The 16,090-nt window shown below is 70.8% G+C and carries 19 protein-coding genes; 12 read left to right on the top strand and 7 right to left on the bottom strand.

Annotated elements, in window-relative coordinates; translation table 11 throughout:
- Entirely contained in the window at positions 1-1,173 is a 1,173-nt protein-coding gene (locus ACU6RU_RS04950) for a MarP family serine protease (protein ID WP_120262480.1), read from the bottom strand.
- Between the two features lie 108 nt (positions 1,174-1,281).
- Between ACU6RU_RS04950 and ACU6RU_RS04945 the strand changes: the two genes are divergently transcribed.
- The 7 genes from ACU6RU_RS04945 (at position 1,282) to ACU6RU_RS04915 (ending at position 9,447) form a co-directional block, all read left to right on the top strand.
- On the top strand, positions 1,282-1,977 hold the full coding sequence (locus tag ACU6RU_RS04945; RefSeq protein ID WP_120262479.1) for an NUDIX hydrolase: 696 nt from the start codon (positions 1,282-1,284) through the stop codon (positions 1,975-1,977).
- Between the two features lie 10 nt (positions 1,978-1,987).
- Positions 1,988-3,301, top strand: a complete 1,314-nt coding sequence (nadA, locus tag ACU6RU_RS04940; RefSeq protein ID WP_120262478.1) for a quinolinate synthase NadA — start codon at positions 1,988-1,990, stop codon at positions 3,299-3,301.
- Complete coding sequence (nadB, locus tag ACU6RU_RS04935; RefSeq protein ID WP_446726049.1) at positions 3,298-4,854, top strand: L-aspartate oxidase; 1,557 nt, start codon at positions 3,298-3,300, stop codon at positions 4,852-4,854. Before nadA ends, nadB begins: the two co-directional genes overlap by 4 nt.
- Positions 4,854-5,711 carry a carboxylating nicotinate-nucleotide diphosphorylase gene (nadC, locus tag ACU6RU_RS04930; RefSeq protein WP_289331500.1) on the top strand — a complete coding sequence of 286 codons (858 nt, stop codon included), beginning with the start codon at positions 4,854-4,856 and terminating at the stop codon, positions 5,709-5,711. Before nadB ends, nadC begins: the two co-directional genes overlap by 1 nt.
- Positions 5,711-6,841, top strand: coding sequence for a cysteine desulfurase family protein (locus ACU6RU_RS04925; RefSeq protein ID WP_446726048.1), 1,131 nt, complete (start codon positions 5,711-5,713; stop codon positions 6,839-6,841). The genes nadC and ACU6RU_RS04925 overlap by 1 nt, the downstream gene beginning before the upstream one ends.
- On the top strand, positions 6,838-7,794 hold the full coding sequence (locus ACU6RU_RS04920) for a glycosyltransferase family 2 protein (protein ID WP_446726047.1): 957 nt from the start codon (positions 6,838-6,840) through the stop codon (positions 7,792-7,794). The genes ACU6RU_RS04925 and ACU6RU_RS04920 overlap by 4 nt, the downstream gene beginning before the upstream one ends.
- 144 nt (positions 7,795-7,938) lie before the next feature.
- A complete protein-coding gene (locus tag ACU6RU_RS04915; protein WP_289329644.1) occupies positions 7,939-9,447 on the top strand; it encodes a DHA2 family efflux MFS transporter permease subunit in 1,509 nt (502 codons plus the stop codon).
- Positions 9,448-9,533: 86 nt separating this feature from the next.
- Here the strand turns inward: ACU6RU_RS04915 and ACU6RU_RS04910 are convergent, their stop codons facing one another.
- On the bottom strand, positions 9,534-9,659 hold the full coding sequence (locus ACU6RU_RS04910; protein ID WP_258524557.1) for a hypothetical protein: 126 nt from the start codon (positions 9,657-9,659) through the stop codon (positions 9,534-9,536).
- 89 nt (positions 9,660-9,748) lie between these two features.
- On the opposite strand from ACU6RU_RS04910, the gene ACU6RU_RS04905 reads away from it, so the two are divergent.
- On the top strand, positions 9,749-10,297 hold the full coding sequence (locus tag ACU6RU_RS04905; protein WP_120262473.1) for a type 1 glutamine amidotransferase domain-containing protein: 549 nt from the start codon (positions 9,749-9,751) through the stop codon (positions 10,295-10,297).
- 48 nt (positions 10,298-10,345) lie between these two features.
- Here ACU6RU_RS04905 and ACU6RU_RS04900 read toward each other — a convergent pair whose 3' ends face one another.
- On the bottom strand, positions 10,346-11,260 hold the full coding sequence (locus ACU6RU_RS04900; RefSeq protein ID WP_120262472.1) for an alcohol dehydrogenase catalytic domain-containing protein: 915 nt from the start codon (positions 11,258-11,260) through the stop codon (positions 10,346-10,348).
- A 167-nt stretch (positions 11,261-11,427) separates the two neighbouring features.
- Here ACU6RU_RS04900 and ACU6RU_RS04895 point away from each other — a divergent pair, with 167 nt between their 5' ends.
- Together ACU6RU_RS04895 and ACU6RU_RS04890 are read left to right on the top strand one after the other, a co-directional pair.
- Positions 11,428-11,826, top strand: a complete 399-nt coding sequence (locus ACU6RU_RS04895) for a glucose-6-phosphate dehydrogenase (protein WP_120262471.1) — start codon at positions 11,428-11,430, stop codon at positions 11,824-11,826.
- 4 nt (positions 11,827-11,830) lie between these two features.
- On the top strand, positions 11,831-12,190 hold the full coding sequence (locus tag ACU6RU_RS04890) for a hypothetical protein (protein ID WP_446726046.1): 360 nt from the start codon (positions 11,831-11,833) through the stop codon (positions 12,188-12,190).
- Between the two features lie 27 nt (positions 12,191-12,217).
- Here ACU6RU_RS04890 and ACU6RU_RS04885 read toward each other — a convergent pair whose 3' ends face one another.
- Positions 12,218-12,478, bottom strand: coding sequence for a hypothetical protein (locus tag ACU6RU_RS04885; protein WP_446726045.1), 261 nt, complete (start codon positions 12,476-12,478; stop codon positions 12,218-12,220).
- A 191-nt stretch (positions 12,479-12,669) separates the two neighbouring features.
- Between ACU6RU_RS04885 and ACU6RU_RS04880 the strand changes: the two genes are divergently transcribed.
- Together ACU6RU_RS04880 and ACU6RU_RS04875 are read left to right on the top strand one after the other, a co-directional pair.
- A complete protein-coding gene (locus ACU6RU_RS04880; RefSeq protein ID WP_120262469.1) occupies positions 12,670-13,032 on the top strand; it encodes a hypothetical protein in 363 nt (120 codons plus the stop codon).
- A 65-nt stretch (positions 13,033-13,097) separates the two neighbouring features.
- A complete protein-coding gene (locus ACU6RU_RS04875) occupies positions 13,098-14,138 on the top strand; it encodes a zinc-binding dehydrogenase (protein WP_446726044.1) in 1,041 nt (346 codons plus the stop codon).
- An 84-nt stretch (positions 14,139-14,222) separates the two neighbouring features.
- On the opposite strand, the gene ACU6RU_RS04870 is transcribed toward ACU6RU_RS04875, so the two are convergent.
- The 3 genes from ACU6RU_RS04870 to ACU6RU_RS04860 all read right to left on the bottom strand — a co-directional run bounded on the left by ACU6RU_RS04870 (position 14,223) and on the right by ACU6RU_RS04860 (position 16,086).
- Complete coding sequence (locus ACU6RU_RS04870; RefSeq protein WP_120262467.1) at positions 14,223-14,762, bottom strand: Dps family protein; 540 nt, start codon at positions 14,760-14,762, stop codon at positions 14,223-14,225.
- 107 nt (positions 14,763-14,869) lie between these two features.
- A complete protein-coding gene (locus ACU6RU_RS04865) occupies positions 14,870-15,451 on the bottom strand; it encodes a hypothetical protein (RefSeq protein WP_120262466.1) in 582 nt (193 codons plus the stop codon).
- Positions 15,452-15,783: 332 nt separating this feature from the next.
- Positions 15,784-16,086 (bottom strand): hypothetical protein, encoded by a 303-nt coding sequence (locus ACU6RU_RS04860; RefSeq protein WP_446726043.1) that lies wholly within the window; start codon positions 16,084-16,086, stop codon positions 15,784-15,786.
- Positions 16,087-16,090: the final 4 nt, after the last annotated feature.

The raw sequence follows: 16,090 nt of genomic DNA, 5'->3' as shown, positions 1-16,090 counted from the left end.
TCAGCGCGTGCAACTCCCGGCCTGCACTGCCGGAGCATCCGCGGAGACTCCGGCGAGCACGGGCAGCAGCTCCGTCGTCGTCATCGCGTACCCTCGCCTCTCGTCGTCCGCCCCGCGCGCGAACACGACGCCGGCGACCTCGCCGGCGTCGGTCAGCAGCGGTCCGCCGGAGTTGCCCGGGCGGACGTCGGCATCGAGCGCGTAGATCTCACGCGGCGTGCTCGACTGGTCGTAGATGTCGGGGACGGGCGCCGAGCCCACCGAGAGCACGAATGCGGCGCCGCTCGTGAACGGGCCGCCGAGCGGATAGCCCTGCACCGCGACGGCGGCACCGGCCGCGACCGGCGGGACGACCGGCAGGGGTGCGGCGCCCAGACCACCGACGGCGATGACGGCGAGATCGTCGATCGGGTCGAAGTAGACCACGCGTCCCTCGCGCGCATCGCGACCGGGAAGCTCGACGACGGGCGTGTCGACACCTGCCACGACATGGGCATTGGTGACGATGAGGTCGTCTGCGGCGACGAAGCCGGAGCCGGTCATCGAGACGCCGCAGGCATACGCCGTTCCGCTGATGCGAGCGACGGATGCCGCGGCGCGCTGCAGTTCGGGATCGTCGAGCGCGACGGCGGGTGCGGTCGGCGCGACTTCGGGGCGGAGAAGCTCGCCGATACGCGGGATGCCCTCGTCGACGACGAACCCGCGGACCTCGGCGAGCGCGGTGTCGACCGGGTCGGGGGTCAGGCCGTCGATGAACGAGAGCACCCGCGACGACGCGACAGCGGTCGAGACGACGGGCATCCCGCTCGCGGTCACCGCGCCGGCGCCGAGGAGCAGCACGAGGCCGCCGGCGATCGTTGCCCCGCCGGCGCCGAGGATGCGGTCGAGGATGCGCAGCTTGGCCCGGTCGACGCCGCGGCGCAGGGCAGCTCCGACAGCGGTGCCGAGCGCGGTGCACAGCGCGATGATCGCGATGGCGCACACGGCGAGCACGAGCGAGCGGTACTCCCAGTCGGCGACGCCGGGCGCGATGAGCGGCACGGCCCACACGGCCAGGAGCGAGCCGATGACCAGCCCGGCGAGCGACCCCGCGATCGCGACGAGGCCCCGGGTGACGCCGATGGCGAAGAAGCCGACGAGGAGGATCACGACGATGACGTCGACCAGCAGCACAGGACCTCCTCGGGAAGGCTCTCAGCGTACGGTGCTCCGCTGTGAGTCCTCCGTTTTGCGGTTCGTGTCTCCATGACTATAAGATCGGCTCGAGCAGTTAGGGTCACGATGACACGAACCACCGGCGGGACAACGCACGACGAGATCCGGGTCGCGGTGTCGACCGTGATCTTCAGCCTCCGCCACGGGGGTGGCGATCTCCCCTCCGTCGTGCTCCCGCTGGTGCGTCGCACGCGCGACCCGCACGCAGGTCAGTGGGCCCTGCCGGGCGGCTGGCTCGACGTGTCGGAGAACCTTGAAGCTGCGGCATCCCGCACCCTCGCCGAGACCACCGCGCTCGCGCCGAGCTACCTCGAGCAGCTCTACGTGTTCGGCGACGTCGGGCGCTCGCCCTCGCGTGTCGTGTCGATCGTCTACTGGGCCCTCGTGCGCGAGGACATCGCCGCGACCCCGCTGCCCGAGGACGAGAACGTCGCGTGGTTCGACACCGCAGACCTGCCCGAGCTGGCGTTCGACCACGGGAGCATCGTCGAGTACGCACTGTGGCGGTTGCGCAACAAGGTCGGCTACAGCCGGATCGCGCACGGCCTCCTGCCCGAGCTGTTCACCCTCGCGGAGCTCCGCGAGGTGTACGAGGCGATCGGCGGCAAGCGCCTCGACCCGGCCAACTTCCGCCGTCAGGTCGAAGGGTCGGGCACCCTCATCCCGACGCGGGAGTTCCGCACGGGCAGCCACCGTCCCGCCCGCCTCTACCGCTACAACCACGACGTCGAGCTCGCCGACCGCGGGCCGCTCCCCCGATGAAGGAACGCGCATGACCACTTCTCCGCTCACGCTGGCGCCGCGACCGATCGACCCGAGCGTCGACCACGGGATCCAGGCGATCGTCGCCGGCGCGTCGACCGACGAGACCTGCAACACCGACCTCGCCGCGGGGCCGTGGACCTTCGACACGCGGCCCGGCTACGGTCCGGGATCGTCGATGGGCGACGTCATCCCGACGGGGTCGCCGCGCCAGGGCGAGCTGCCCGAGTACTACCGGACCGCCGACGAGACCGAGCTGCACGCCCGCATCGCCGAGGCCAAGGCCGCCCTCGGCGACCGCGTCGTCGTCCTGGGGCACTTCTACCAGCGCGAAGAGGTCGTCCGGCACGCGGACTACGTGGGCGATTCGTTCCAGCTCGCCGAGGCGGCGCGCGCGCATCCCGAGGCCGAAGCGATCGTCTTCTGCGGTGTGCACTTCATGGCCGAGACCGCCGACCTGCTCTCCCAGCCCGACCAGTCCGTCATCCTGCCGAACCTCGCCGCCGGGTGCTCGATGGCCGACATGGCGTCGATCGACGAGGTCGAGGAATGCTGGGAGCAGCTCGCGGACATCTACGGCGACCTCGACACGCCCGACGGCGAGGGGCTGCTCCCGGTCATCCCCGTCACCTACATGAACTCCTCCGCCGCCATCAAGGGCTTCGTCGGCCGGCACGGCGGAATCGTGTGCACCTCCTCGAACGCCCGCACGGTGCTCGACTGGGCGTTCGCGCGGGGGCGGCGGGTGCTCTTCTTCCCCGATCAGCACCTCGGCCGCAACACCGCCAAAGCGATGGGCGTGCCCCTCGAACGCATGCCGATGTGGAACCCCCGCCGCCCGCTCGGCGGCAACGACGAGGCGTCCCTGCGCGACGCGCGGGTCATCCTCTGGCACGGGTTCTGCTCCGTGCACCGTCGCTTCACCGTCGCCCAGATCGAGCGGGCCCGTGCGGAGCACCCGGGAGTGCGCGTGATCGTGCACCCGGAGTGCCCGATGCCGGTCGTGGACGCCGCGGACGAGGCGGGTTCGACCGAGTACATCCGCCGCGCGATCGACGGCGCGACCGAACCCACGGTGTTCGCAGTGGGCACCGAGATCAACCTCGTCCAGCGGCTCGCCGCGCAGTACCCGCAGCACCGCATCTTCTGCCTCGACCCCGTGGTGTGTCCGTGTTCGACGATGTACCGCATCCACCCGGGCTACCTGGCATGGGTCCTCGACGAGCTCCGCGAGGGACGCACGCCCAACCGCATCCGGGTCTCCGACGATGTGGCGGTCCCCGCGCGGGCCGCCCTCGAACGGATGCTGGCGGCACGGCCATGACCCGGCGGGTGGTCGTCGTGGGCTCCGGCCTCGCCGGCGGCGTGTGCGCCCTGCGGGCCGCCGATGCGGGCTGCGAGGTCGTCCTCGTCACGAAGGGCGCGCTCGGCGAGGGCAACACCGCCTACGCGCAAGGGGGCATCGCCGCGGTGACCGCCGCCGGCGACTCGGTGCTCGCCCACGTCGATGACACCCTTCGCGCCGGTGCGGGCCTCGGCGAGCGCGCCGCGGTGAACACGCTGGCATCGTCGGGGCCGGGGGCCGTCGCGGCGCTCGAGGCGATCGGGGTCGCGTTCGACCGCGACGAGAGCGGCGCGCTGCGGCTCGGCCTCGAGGGCGCGCACCGGGTCCCCCGCATCCTGCACGCCGGCGGAGACGCGACGGGGCCTGCGATCCAACGGGCGCTGAACCGGGCTCTCGACCGTTCGCCGGTGACGATCCGCACCGACACTCTCGTCACCGAGGTCGTGGTCGCGGACGGCGCCGTGCGGGGCGTCCGCGTGCTCTCCGGCGGGCTCACCGAGACCCTGGCGGCCGACGCGGTGGTCCTCGCCACCGGTGGGGCCGGACAGCTCTACGCGCACACGACCAACCCCGCGGTGGCGACCGGAGACGGCCTCGCCCTCGCCCTCCGCGCCGGTGCGACCGTCGCCGACCTGGAGTTCGTCCAGTTCCACCCCACAGCGCTGATCGACGGGACGCTGGTGTCGGAGGCGGTGCGCGGAGAGGGCGCAGTTCTCGTCGATGAGAGCGGGCACCGCTTCTGCGTCGATGCGCACCCCGACGCCGAGCTCGCCCCCCGAGACATCGTGGCCCGCGCGATCGCGACGGCGATGGCGCGTCAGGACGGTCGGCCAGTGCTGCTCGACGCGACCGGGCTCCGCGCGACGCCCACGGCGTCCGCTGCGTTCCTCGCTCACCGCTTCCCCACGATCGACGAGGCCGTCCGCGCCCGGGGATGGGACTGGTCTCGGCATCCCGTGCCCGTCACGCCCGCCGCGCACTACATGATGGGCGGCGTGGCCACCGATCTCGATGGCCGGACCGACCTCGATGGGCTGTTCGCCGTCGGCGAGGTCGCACGCACGGGCGTGCACGGGGCCAACCGTCTGGCATCGAACTCACTGCTCGAAGCCGTCGTGTTCGGCATCCGCGCCGCGGCGGCCATCGCGAGCGGCTCGCCTCGGGCGGTATCGCCGCGGATGGCACCAGCCGTCCCCGAGGCCGGCGCTCGCCCCGAGTCGTCGCCGCTGTCGCCCGCCGGACCGCACACGATGCCGCAGGGCGATTCGTTCACTCGCGAAGCCCTGCAGTCGCTGATGTGGCGGCACGTCGGGCTCGACCGCGACGCCGACGGGCTCGGTATCGCGCTGCGCACGATCGACGCGTGGTCGGGTTCGCGGGCAACGCCGCTCTCCCGGCGCGAGCACGAGGACGCCAACCTGCTGCTCGTCGCGCGTTCCGTCGTGGCCGCCGCGCTCGAACGCCCCGGGTCGGTCGGCGCGCACCACCGGCGCGACGACCCGTCCGCCGTCTTCTCCGAGAAGGTCGCATGATGCTCACTCCCCGCCAGATCGTCGCCGTCGTCGGCCCCGCCCTCGACGAGGACGCCCCCTGGGGCGATCTCACCAGCAGTACGTTCGTGCCCGAGTCCGCTCGTGCGACGGCGGCGCTCGTCTCGCGCGTCGACGGCGTCTTCAGCGGGTCCGGCGTGTTCGCGGCGGCGTTCGCCCTCACGGATGCCGACTGCGAGGTCGACATCGCGGTCGCGGACGGGTCGCGAATCGCCCCGGGCGAGACCCTGGCGATGGTGCGGGGGCCGGCGCGCGCTGTACTGACCGCAGAACGCGTCGGGCTGAACTTCGCCCAGCGGATGTCGGGGATCGCCACCCTCACCCGCCGGTACGTCGACGCGGTCGCGGGCACCCGGGCGCGCATCGTCGACACCCGCAAGACGACCCCCGGTCTGCGCATTCTCGAGCGGCAGGCCGTTCGAGACGGCGGCGGCCACAACCACCGGTTCTCGCTGTCGGATGCCGTCATGCTCAAGGACAACCATCTGGGCGTGATCACGGCAGACGGAACGTCGTTGACCGAAGCGCTGCGGCGAGCGATGGCGCACCTGCCCCACACAACCCACGTCGAGGTGGAGGTCGATCGCGTCGATCAGATCGAATCGGTGCTCGCGGCGGGTGTCGACACGATCATGCTCGACAACTTCTCGCTCGACGATCTCCGCCGCGGTGTCGAGATGATCGGCGAGCGCGCGACGGTCGAGGCATCGGGCGGCGTCTCGCTCGAGACCGTGCGCGCGATCGCCGAGACGGGTGTCGACGTGATCTCGGTGGGAGCCCTCACGCATTCCGCACCGGCTCTCGACCTCGGGCTCGATCTCGTCGTCGACGTGCCCTGATGCTCTACCTCGATCACGCCGCGGGCGGGCCGGTGCGCCGAGAGGTGCTCGAGGCGATGGCCCCGTTCCTCACCGGCCGATTCGGCAACCCGTCCAGCGTCCACACGGTCGGCGAGGATGTCGCACGGGCACTCGACGACGCCCGGCGCCGAGCCGCCGCCGTGCTGGGCGTGCGCGCGGGAGACGTCGTCTTCACGTCCGGCGGCACCGAGGCGAACAACCTCGCGATCGCGGGCATCGCGCTCGGAGCCCGCGGGCGCAGTCCCGGCCACATCGTCACGACCGCGGTGGAGCACGATTCCGTGCTCGCCGTCTGCCACTACCTCCAGCGCATGCACGGGTACGCGATCGACGTCCTCCCGGTGGACTCCAGCGGACGCGTCTCCCCCGACGCCGTCGCCGGTGCGTTGCGCGATGACACCGCCGTCGTGAGCGTCGGCTACGCCAACAACGAGGTCGGAACCGTGCAGGACGTCGCCGCGATCGCGCGCGCCGCGGGAGCGGTGCCGGTGCACGTCGACGCCGTGCAGGCCGCCGGGTGGCTGCCGCTCGCCGGCACCGGGGCGTCGGCACTCTCCATCGCGGGGCACAAGATCGGCGCACCCCAGGGCATCGGCCTGCTGGCCGTGCGCGGGAGGATTCCGCTCGAACCCGTCCTGCACGGCGGCGGCCAGGAGCGCGGGCGTCGCTCCGGTACCCAGAACGTCGCGGGCGCCGTCGGGCTCGCGGTGGCGCTGGAACTCGCCGAACGTGAGCGCCCCGCGGCCGCCGCGCGCGCCGCCGCCGCACGTGAGGCGTTCACGAGCCGCGTCCTCGACACCGTGCCCGGTGCGCGCGTGACCGGCGACCCTGACCTCAGGCTGCCGGGCCTCGCATCGTTCACCTTCGCCGCGACCTCGGGCGAGGCCGTGCTGCTCGAGCTGGAACGGCGCGGGATCGTGACGAGCAGCGGATCGGCCTGTGCCGCCGGAAGCGACGAGCCCTCGCACGTCTTGATCGCGATGGGCCGGGATGCCGACGATGCGCGCACCGCGGTGAGGTTCAGCTTCGATCGAGCGGCCCCGCCCGATGCGTCGGAGCTCGCCCGTGCCGTGGCCGACGCCGTCTCAGCAGTACGATCGGGCTCGTGAGCTCGCCCGTCGTCACCGTCATCGTTCCCGGCCGCGACGTCGCCCCGTACGCCGAAGACGCCCTGGTCTCGCTCCGCGCTCAGACGCTCGTCGACTGGACCGCGATCCTCATCGACGACGGATCACGTGACGCGACGGGGCGCGTCTTCGCCGATGCGGCCGCATCCGACGGGCGGTTCCACGTCGTCTCGCACGACCGTCCCCGGGGGCTCGGCGCCGCGAGGAATGCGGGCCTCGATCGCGTCGACACGCCCGTCGTGGCTTTCCTCGACGCCGACGACGTCCTCACCCCGAACGCGCTCGAGCGATGGGTGAGCACACTCGACGCATCGGGTTCCGACTTCGTCGCCGGAGCCTACGTGCGGCTGCGACCGACCGACGAGGGTTATGTCCCGGGGCCCGTGCAGCCGTGGGTCGCGGCAGCCACGCAGCCTGCGCGGACCGGGGTGACTCTCGCCGATCATCCCGAGGCCTCGGGGAACATCGTCGCGTGGTCGAAAGCGAGCCGTATCGAGTTCTGGCGTCGTCATCACCTGCGCTTCCCCGAGAACCGCCTGTACGAAGACCAGCTGGTCGCGCAGCAGATGTACACGCGCGCTCGAGCCTTCGACGTGATCCCCGACGTCGTCGTGCACTGGCGCGAACGCGCAGACGGGTCATCGATCACCCAGCACCGTGCGCAGCTGCCCGTCCTCGTCGACTATCTCGATGCGCTGCGTTCGGGGCTCGCGGTGCTCGATGCGGCCGACGCCCGCGCCGCCGCGGCAGCGCGTGTCCGCCTCGTGCTCGACATGGACGTCCCTCCCCTCGTTCGCATCGCCGCGACCCACCCCGACACCGAGTACCGACGCCGCGTCGGCGAGCTCGTCCGCGACTTCCAGGAGCGAGCGCCGGAGCACCGCGCGACGGACCCCGCGACGACGGAGCTGTGGGACATCGCCCGGCTCTGGTGATCCCCGACGCGCCGGAACGCTGACCGCCCGGGCACGCATGCTGGCGCTGTGTCGGTGCTCCCGGGAATAATCGTTCCGTCGGGGCGTTGGCCCTGCGGTGTCCGCCCTCGGGTGACGACCGATCATCCGACCGAGGAGTTGCCCATGGCCGTCGCGCCGTCGTCCACCACCGCATCCACATCGACTGCACCGCCCGCCCCGCCTACGGTCGTCACGGCCGAGGCGAACCGTGTGATCTGGCTCCTGCTCGTCGCCGCATTCGTCGCCATCCTCAACGAGACGACGATGGGCGTCGCGATCCCCCATCTCATCGCAGACTTCCAGATCACCGCCGTGGCGGCGCAGTGGCTCACGACCGCGTTCATGCTCACGATGGCCGTCGTCATCCCGATCACAGGCTTCCTGCTGCAGCGTCTGACGACGCGCGCGGTGTTCACGGCCGCGATGAGCCTCTTCTCGACCGGAACGCTCATCGCCGTCCTCGCGCCCGGTTTCGAGTTCCTCCTCGTCGCTCGCGTCGTGCAGGCTTCGGGCACGGCGATCATGATGCCGCTGCTCATGACGACCCTGATGACGGTCGTCCCGCCGCACGCCCGGGGCCGCATGATGGGCCGCGTCAGCATCGTCATGTCGCTCGCGCCGGCGATCGGGCCGACTCTCTCCGGGTTCCTCCTCGACACGCTCAGCTGGCGCTGGATCTTCGCTGTCGTCCTCCCGATCGCCCTCATCTCGTTGGCGATCGGTGTCCGGTGGATCCACAACCTCGGCGAAACGCGCCGCGCTCCCCTCGATGTCCTCTCCGTCGTGCTGTCGGCGTTCGGCTTCGGCGGCCTCGTGTTCGGGCTCAGCCAGATCGGGGCAGGCGGCCACGGCGGCGGGGATGCCGCGGCTGCCGCTCCGGCGTCCAACCTGCCGCTGATCATCGCGCTCACGGTCGGAGTCCTCTCGCTGGGTGCCTTCGTCTGGCGTCAGCTCGCACTGCAGCGCTCCGACGAGGCGCTGCTCGACCTCCGGGTGTTCCGCTCCGCCAACTTCTCGCTGTCGGTCGCTCAGCTGGCGGTCATGTCGATGGCGTTCTTCGGTGCCATCACCCTGCTGCCGCTGTACATGCAGAACGTCCTCGGCCTCTCCGCGCTCGAGTCCGGGCTCGTCGTCCTGCCGGGCTCGCTCGCGATGGGCATCGCCGGGCCGTTCATCGGCCGAATCTACGACCGATGGGGCACGCGGGTGCTCCTCGTTCCCGGCGCCGTGATCGTCACCGGCATCCTGTGGACCTTCACCACCCTCACCGAGAACACCTCGGTCTGGCTGCTGCTGTCGCTGCAGACCCTGCTCTCACTGGGGCTGGCGATGTCGTTCACTCCGCTCTTCACCGCCTCGCTCGGTTCGCTCCAGCCGCGGTTCTACTCGTACGGAAGCGCGATCGTCTCCACCGTGCAGCAGGTCGCAGGCGCCGCGGGCATCGCCCTGCTCATCACCGTGATGGCCGCCGCAGAGGCCGGAGCGATCGAACCCGGAACCACCGCCGCAGGCGCGGCGGGTGCGCGCGCCGCGTTCCTCGTGGCCGCGATCATCGCGTCGCCCCTGATCATCGGGGCATTCCTCATCCGCAAGCCGGCCGACAGCCCCGAGGGCGCGCCCGCCGCGCACTGAGCGTCATCGGCTCCGCAAGCCTGACACGACGAAGCCGCCGCGTGCATCATGCACCGGCGGCTTCGTCGTACGCCTCGCGGCGACGTTCAGGAGGTCGAGCAGCATCCCCCGCCGCAGCAGGAGCCTGCGTCGTCGTTCGCGGTGACCAGCAGGTTCTTCTCATCGGGAACCGGCTGCAGTGTCTGAGGCTGGGGCGTGGATGCTGTGGACATATCGCCATCGTAACCCCGCAGCGGACCATGGGTCGCCGAGCCTGTCAAGCGCGTCGCAGCGCCTGACGGCCACGCGTAGCGTCGGGCCCATGAGCACTCTCGATGGCAAGAAGATCGCATTCCTGGCAACCGACGGCTTCGAAGACAGTGAGCTGACCTCGCCGTGGCAGGCTGTCTCCGACGCCGGCGCGACGGTCGTCCTCATCGCTCCCGAGTCGGGCGAGATCACCGGCAAGAACGGCCACACCCAGAAGGTCGACGCAGTCACCTCCGACGCCGAGGCCGACGAATACGACGCCCTCGTCCTGCCGGGCGGAGTCGTCAACGCCGACAACCTTCGGCTCGACGCGAACGCTGTCGACTTCGCGCGCTCGTTCTTCGAGCAGCACAAGCCCGTCGGCGCCATCTGCCACGCAGCATGGATCCTCACCGAGGCCGATGTCCTGCGCGGGCGCACGCTGACGAGCTTCCCGAGTCTGCGCACCGATCTCGTGAACGCGGGCGCGACATGGGTCGACGAGGAGGTCGTCGTCGATCAGGGACTCGTCTCGAGCCGCACTCCCGACGACCTGCCCGCCTTCAACGCGAAGGTGGTCGAGGAGATCAGCGAGGGCAAGCACTCGGGTCAGACCGCCTGAGCCGTCCCGCCCCGGCCGCCGACGCGGCATCCGATCGCCCCCGTGAGCTCATGCTCCGGGGGCGATCGCCACGCGCAGGTGGCGACCGCTGCGCGCGAGTTCGATCGCGTCGTCGAGGCGGTCGAGGGGCAACGGCGCCGACACGAGGTCGGCGAACGGGTAGCGCCGGGTGCTGGGCGCGCGCATGAATGCGACGGCCGCTTCCAGATCGGACGCTGTCAGCGCGCCGGCTCGGACGACATGCTCTCGTGAGCCGTCATCGGGCATCGAGAACCGTGCGCTCACGTCGGTCTCGAGAATGCGCTGCGGTGAGAGCACCGCCCCGAAACGCCCGGCGCCGGCGCGCACGCGCGGATCGGGCGAAGCCAGCTGCGGCCGCCCGCCTGCCTCCGCGATCATCGCGGCCAGCACGAGAGGGTCGGCGCCGGTGCCCGCGATCGTCACGACGAGTTCCTCGGGATCGCCTGTCGCCTCGATCTGCCGAACGACCGCGGCCGCGCGCGAGACGGCACCGGGCACCGGGGCGAGGATGCAGGCCGGGAGCACCTCGCCCACCCGGACGATCGGCGTGCCCGCCGCGAGGTGGACGTGCGTCGCGAAGCCGCCCACGAGCTCGCGGTGCGCGCCGATGCGCTCGTGCCGTCCGGCCGCGCTCACGACGCGTTCGCCGAGCTCGAGTGGGACGCCGTCCGCGGCGGCGACGATGCCGCCGAGAGCAGCGACGCGGCCGACGAACTCGCTGCCGAGCACGGTCGGCACCGGGCACGGCTCATCTCCGTCTGTGATGGCGAGGTCGTCCTCGGTGATGGCGACGAGGTCGATGCGCACCAACACGTCGCCGCGACCCAGCGCGACGCCGGGCACGGCGATCGTCTCCTGATCACGGCCGGGGCCCATCCATGCGCGCGCCAACGCGGCGGGTCGAAGAAGCACGTCCAGCGGTGCCGGGGTCGCCATTGCCATTCGGGCCCTCTCGCCGGTGGTGACTCCCTCACTGTGGCAAAGGCGTACCGGCCCTGAGCACGGCGGCGCACCTCGTTCGGCGAATGTTCACCCGATGGTGGGCGGACCGCCTCCCCGGGGCCGCGGGTACGCTGGAATCCGGCGCGCGAGTGCCGGAGAGGACCACCATGAGAATCGTCGACTCGGCCGACTGGCGCGATCGCCTCACCTACGAGACGCCTTACCGCGTCGCCGACGTCATGCCGGGTGATCCTGCGCGTTGCGCCGCATGCCCTGCTGATGCCGGAGCTCACGACCGCGACCACCTGTGGGCGGTCAAGCACCGCCACCCGACCAACCACGGCGGCTTCGTCCGGTTCTACTGCGAAGCACACGTGCCCGAGCGCAAGCAGCCCGTCGCCGCTGTCACGCGTCCGGCCCCCGCTCGGCGCGCCGCACCTCGTGCCGCCACGGCGCGCACGCCGAAGGCGCCCGCTCCCTCGGACGTCGTCCGCGCGATGTGCCCGGACTGCTTCGTCGAGGTGTCGGCCGCCGGCGAGTGCGGCATCTGCGGCATCCGGATCTGATCGGGTGAGCGACCCGGCCCCGGCGGACTATCCGACCGCCCTGTGGTGCCGCTCGCGCCGCGGGTCGGCGCTGTGCACGCGTCCGCGCGGTCATGCCGGACTGCACAACCGCCTGGGCACGTCGCAGATGTGGTCCGACGCGCAGGCCGACCCTCCGAGATGCAGCGGCAGCGGCGAGCCTGCCGAGCCGGCGCAGCCGGTGTCGGGCGGGTTCCCTTTCGGACGGGGGCTGTGCCCCGTGTGCACGGCCTTCGTCGAGCTGCACGACGGCCGCCTCGACCGGCACGACGCGTTCCGTGGAACGACGGATGCCGCCGAGGCCGCCGCTCGCGCGGAATGGTTCAACGCCGTCGGGTGGAACTGATCCCCCCTGAGCCGCGTCTCGGTGTCGTCAGGCGCCCGCCTCGTCGTCTCGCCACGGCAGATTGAGGTCTTCGGCGGGCACGTCGACGTCCCCGACGTCGTCGGGGCCCCCGGTGCCCGGACGCGCACGCACGAGGTCGTCATCGATGTCGGCGTCGGGACTCGTGGGCGCCTCGTCCTGCTTCTCGCGCGTCTCGGTGTCGCTCGCCGGGCTGTAGCGCATGTCCTTGCGCACCGCTTCCGGCTCGGACAGCGGCTCCTGCTCGGCGGTCGGGTCCTGCTGGCTCATGGCGTCTCCCTCGCTCGCGGCGCGCCGATTCCGACGCTCGCGGTCAACGCTAGGCAGGGGCGGCGTCCGAGTCAGGCGCGTTGACCAGTCGCGGACCGCGTGCGATGATCCCACGTCGCTCCGCCCTATCCGATGCCTCTCGCGGACGCAAGTGCGAGGTGCCTGTCGCGTGCACGAGACACAGTGGAGGCATGAGACGAATCACGTACGCAGGCGACACGGTGATCACGACGGACGACGTCGCGGAAGCGCTCGTCGAGCTCACCGCCGCGGTGGCCAACTACGGCCGTGCGGAAGCCGTGCGGATTCCGATCGTGCTCGAGAACGACGGCCGCACCGATGAAGCGGAACTCGTGATCGGGGTCGGCAACGACGTGCTTTCCGCCCCCGTCGACTGGGACGCCGACGAGCCCGACTTCTCCGACGGAGCCGAAGATCTGCGGATGCACGAGAGCTACCCGCAGCGACGCGCCGAAGGAGCCCACCTCTACGCCGTCGAGGACGAACCTCCCGCGCAGTGGGACCCCGACCTCGAGGGTTTCCGCGACGCCTGACTTCTCGGGTCACACTCCTCGTGGCCTCCTGCGCGAATAGCGCTGATGCCGTAGCGTGACCGATCGTGCGAGCGATGGTCATGGACAGCATTCGCGGGCCCGTGGCGGTCCGCGAGGTGGCGGATCCCGGCGTGCCTGCCGACGGCGTCGTGGTGTCGGTGCGAGCCACGGGGCTCTGTCGAAGCGACTGGCACGCCTGGGCGGGCCACGAGGAGATCGCCCTGCCCCACACTCCCGGGCACGAGTTCTCGGGTGTCATCTCCGATATCGGGACGGATGTCGAGGGCTGGCAGATCGGTGACCGCGTCACGACGCCGTTCGTCATCGGCTGCGGTCGCTGCGAGTGGTGCGCGGGCGGCGATGCCCAGGTCTGCCCGAACCAGCAGCAACCAGGCTTCACCTATGCGGGGTCGTTCGCCGAGCGAGTGGTCGTACCCGCGGCCGACGTCAACCTCGTCGGCGTCCCCGACGGCGTCTCGTTCGAGGCCGCGGCGGCACTCGGATGCCGCTTCGCCACCGCCTACCGGGCGCTGATCGCGCGTGCCGCGCTCAGCGGCGGCGAGTGGATCACGATCGTCGGCGCGGGCGGGGTGGGCCTGAGCGCAGTGATGATCGCGCGTGCGCTCGGGGCGCGCGTGATCGCGGTCGACCGCTCAACCGCCGCCTTGCAGACGGCGGCGGAACTCGGCGCAGAGCATGTTCTGGCCGCAGACGGTCGCGACATTCCTGCGCTCGTACACGAGCTGACCGGTGGCGGCAGCCACGTCTCAGTCGACGCCGTGGGGAGCGAGCAGACGGCATCCGATGCGATCCTCAGCCTTCGCCGCCGGGGACGTCATGTGCAGATCGGGCTGCTGCCCTCGGCATCCGGTCGCAGCGCCGCTCCCCTGGCTCGCGTGATCGCCTGGGAACTCGACCTGCTCGGCAGCCACGGCATGGCTGCGGTGGACTACCCCGGGATGATGGCGTTGATCGGCGACGGCAGTCTGCGCCCGCAGGACCTCGTTCAGCGGGTCGTCGGGCTGGACGAAGGTGCGCGATTGCTGCCAGACATGGATGCTGGGGCGGCGGCGGGCATGACGATGATCGATCCGCAGCTGATCTGACGCACGGCACGCGGAGACCCCACCCGGACCTGGTGGTCGCGGGCGGGGTCTGCGTCGCCGGTTCTGCCCGGCCGGAGCGTTCGCTCAGCTCTGGGGCTTGCGGTTCTCGGCGCTGACCATCCAGGCGAGCTGCTCGAGGCGCTCGAGGATCGAGTGCAGGATGTCGGCGGTCGTCGGGTCCTCTTCGTCGACCTCGTCGTGAACGTCGCGGCACGTCCCGATCGTCGCCTCGAGGCGCTCGGTGATCAGATCGATGACCTCGGCGGTGTCGATCTCGCCCTGCGGGAACTCCGGCAGCGTCGTCGTCTCGGCGACCGTGTCGCTGCGGCCGTCCGGGAGGGCGTGCAAGGCACGCATGCGCTCGGCGACCGTGTCGGCGAACTCGCGCGCGGCGTCGATGATCTCGTCGAGCTGAAGGTGGGTGTCGCGGAAGTTGCGTCCGACGACGTTCCAGTGCGCCTGCTTGCCCTGGAGCGACAGCTCGATGAGGTCGACGAGCACCTTCTGGGTGTTCTCGCTGAGCTTCTGCGAAGCGCGGAAACCGCTCTCGGCGTTCTGCTCGTTCGTCAGACCGGCACCGGAAGCGCGGCGCTTGTTACGCGTGGTGGTGGTGTTCGTGGCCATGGTGTTGCCTCCTCGAGTCGAGATGACGTCCACGCTAGGCAGGACGGCGCGGCGGCGCCCACCGGTTGATGGATCGCCCGGAGGCTGGTACGGGGCGTGCGCCCCCCTTACGTCGCCGATTCGGCCCTTTGCAGGCGGTGCCCGCTGGTTAGGTGCCACCGACGACCGTCGGCATCGGTGAACGCCACCGATTGGACGTAGTATGGGTCGTCTCGGGGGCCACCGGCATGGTTGTAGTCGGCGCCGAAGTGGGGGAAATAGTGCTCGGGCACATCCCAGTCCGTCTTGCTGTTTCGGCTCGCGACAGTCGTGTCTCCCGGGTACACAACCGGTATATGACACTCTTCCTTCGCAAACCACTGCTTCTTCGCACTGCTCCAGCCGCGGCTGAGAATACGGACATCGCTGACGGGACGATCCGAGCTGTTACGAATGAGCAGGACACCGTGGATGGGGGCGCCTGCCCTCGATGAATCCGTGATCACGATCATCGACACCCAGATCTTACTGGCCTGCTCTCGTTCGATTTTCTCGGCGTCGCGGCGATGCGCGGCGGCCGCATCCTTCGACGCCTTCTCGCTGAGCGCGTTGGCGACCCGCGAGGACTCGACGGCGCGTCGCGCTGCCGAACTCGACACCCACGCGAGAGCGAGCGTGCCCAGGCCGACAACGACCTGCACCCAGAACATCGGCCAGTCAGTAGTCATGGCATTCCTTCTTCAGCGCATTCCGCGGAGCGGTCGGTGGCCCCGACGCGAAACAACGATGGATGAGATTCGTTGTCGACTGTACGAGCAGACAGAAAGGAGGCTGCGAACGGGACTGACGTCAGCGACTGACGGTTCCCGTCCGCACGTCGCATGATGGGTCTCGGTGCTTCGCGATTCCCCGCGGGGAACGGAGGGGAAGAATGCTCCCGCCATAAAGCGAGGCATAGGGAGCAGCCACGAGCGAAAATCAATCGTTTGATCGATGCGCTCCGTAGGTGAAGCCCCGAATCGTCGCCAACCGAGTGACGGCCTCAGAACACGAGCGGGACGGTGAACCCGCCGGAGAACAGCACCGTCCCGAGCCCCACAACCGCCAACGCCACCAGCGCGGTGTATGAGAGGGGCCGTAGCCACTTCCACGGCCGCCCGTCGCCCCGAGCCGAGAGGACCAAGGCCACGGTCGGCACGATCATGAGAGCGCCGAACAACAGGGCCGGGGCGACGCGCACATCGGGAGCGGGGCAGGGATCCGCGAGCGCGCACAACGTCGGAATGCCCTGAGCCAGCCACATGAGCAGCCACGTCGCGAGCAGAATGACGATCGCTGGTAGCACCCTT

This window comes from Microbacterium sp. F1-18, assembly GCF_052921305.1.
The sequence above is the reverse complement of the archived record's forward strand: the minus strand, read 5'-3'. Positions and strand labels throughout refer to the sequence as shown.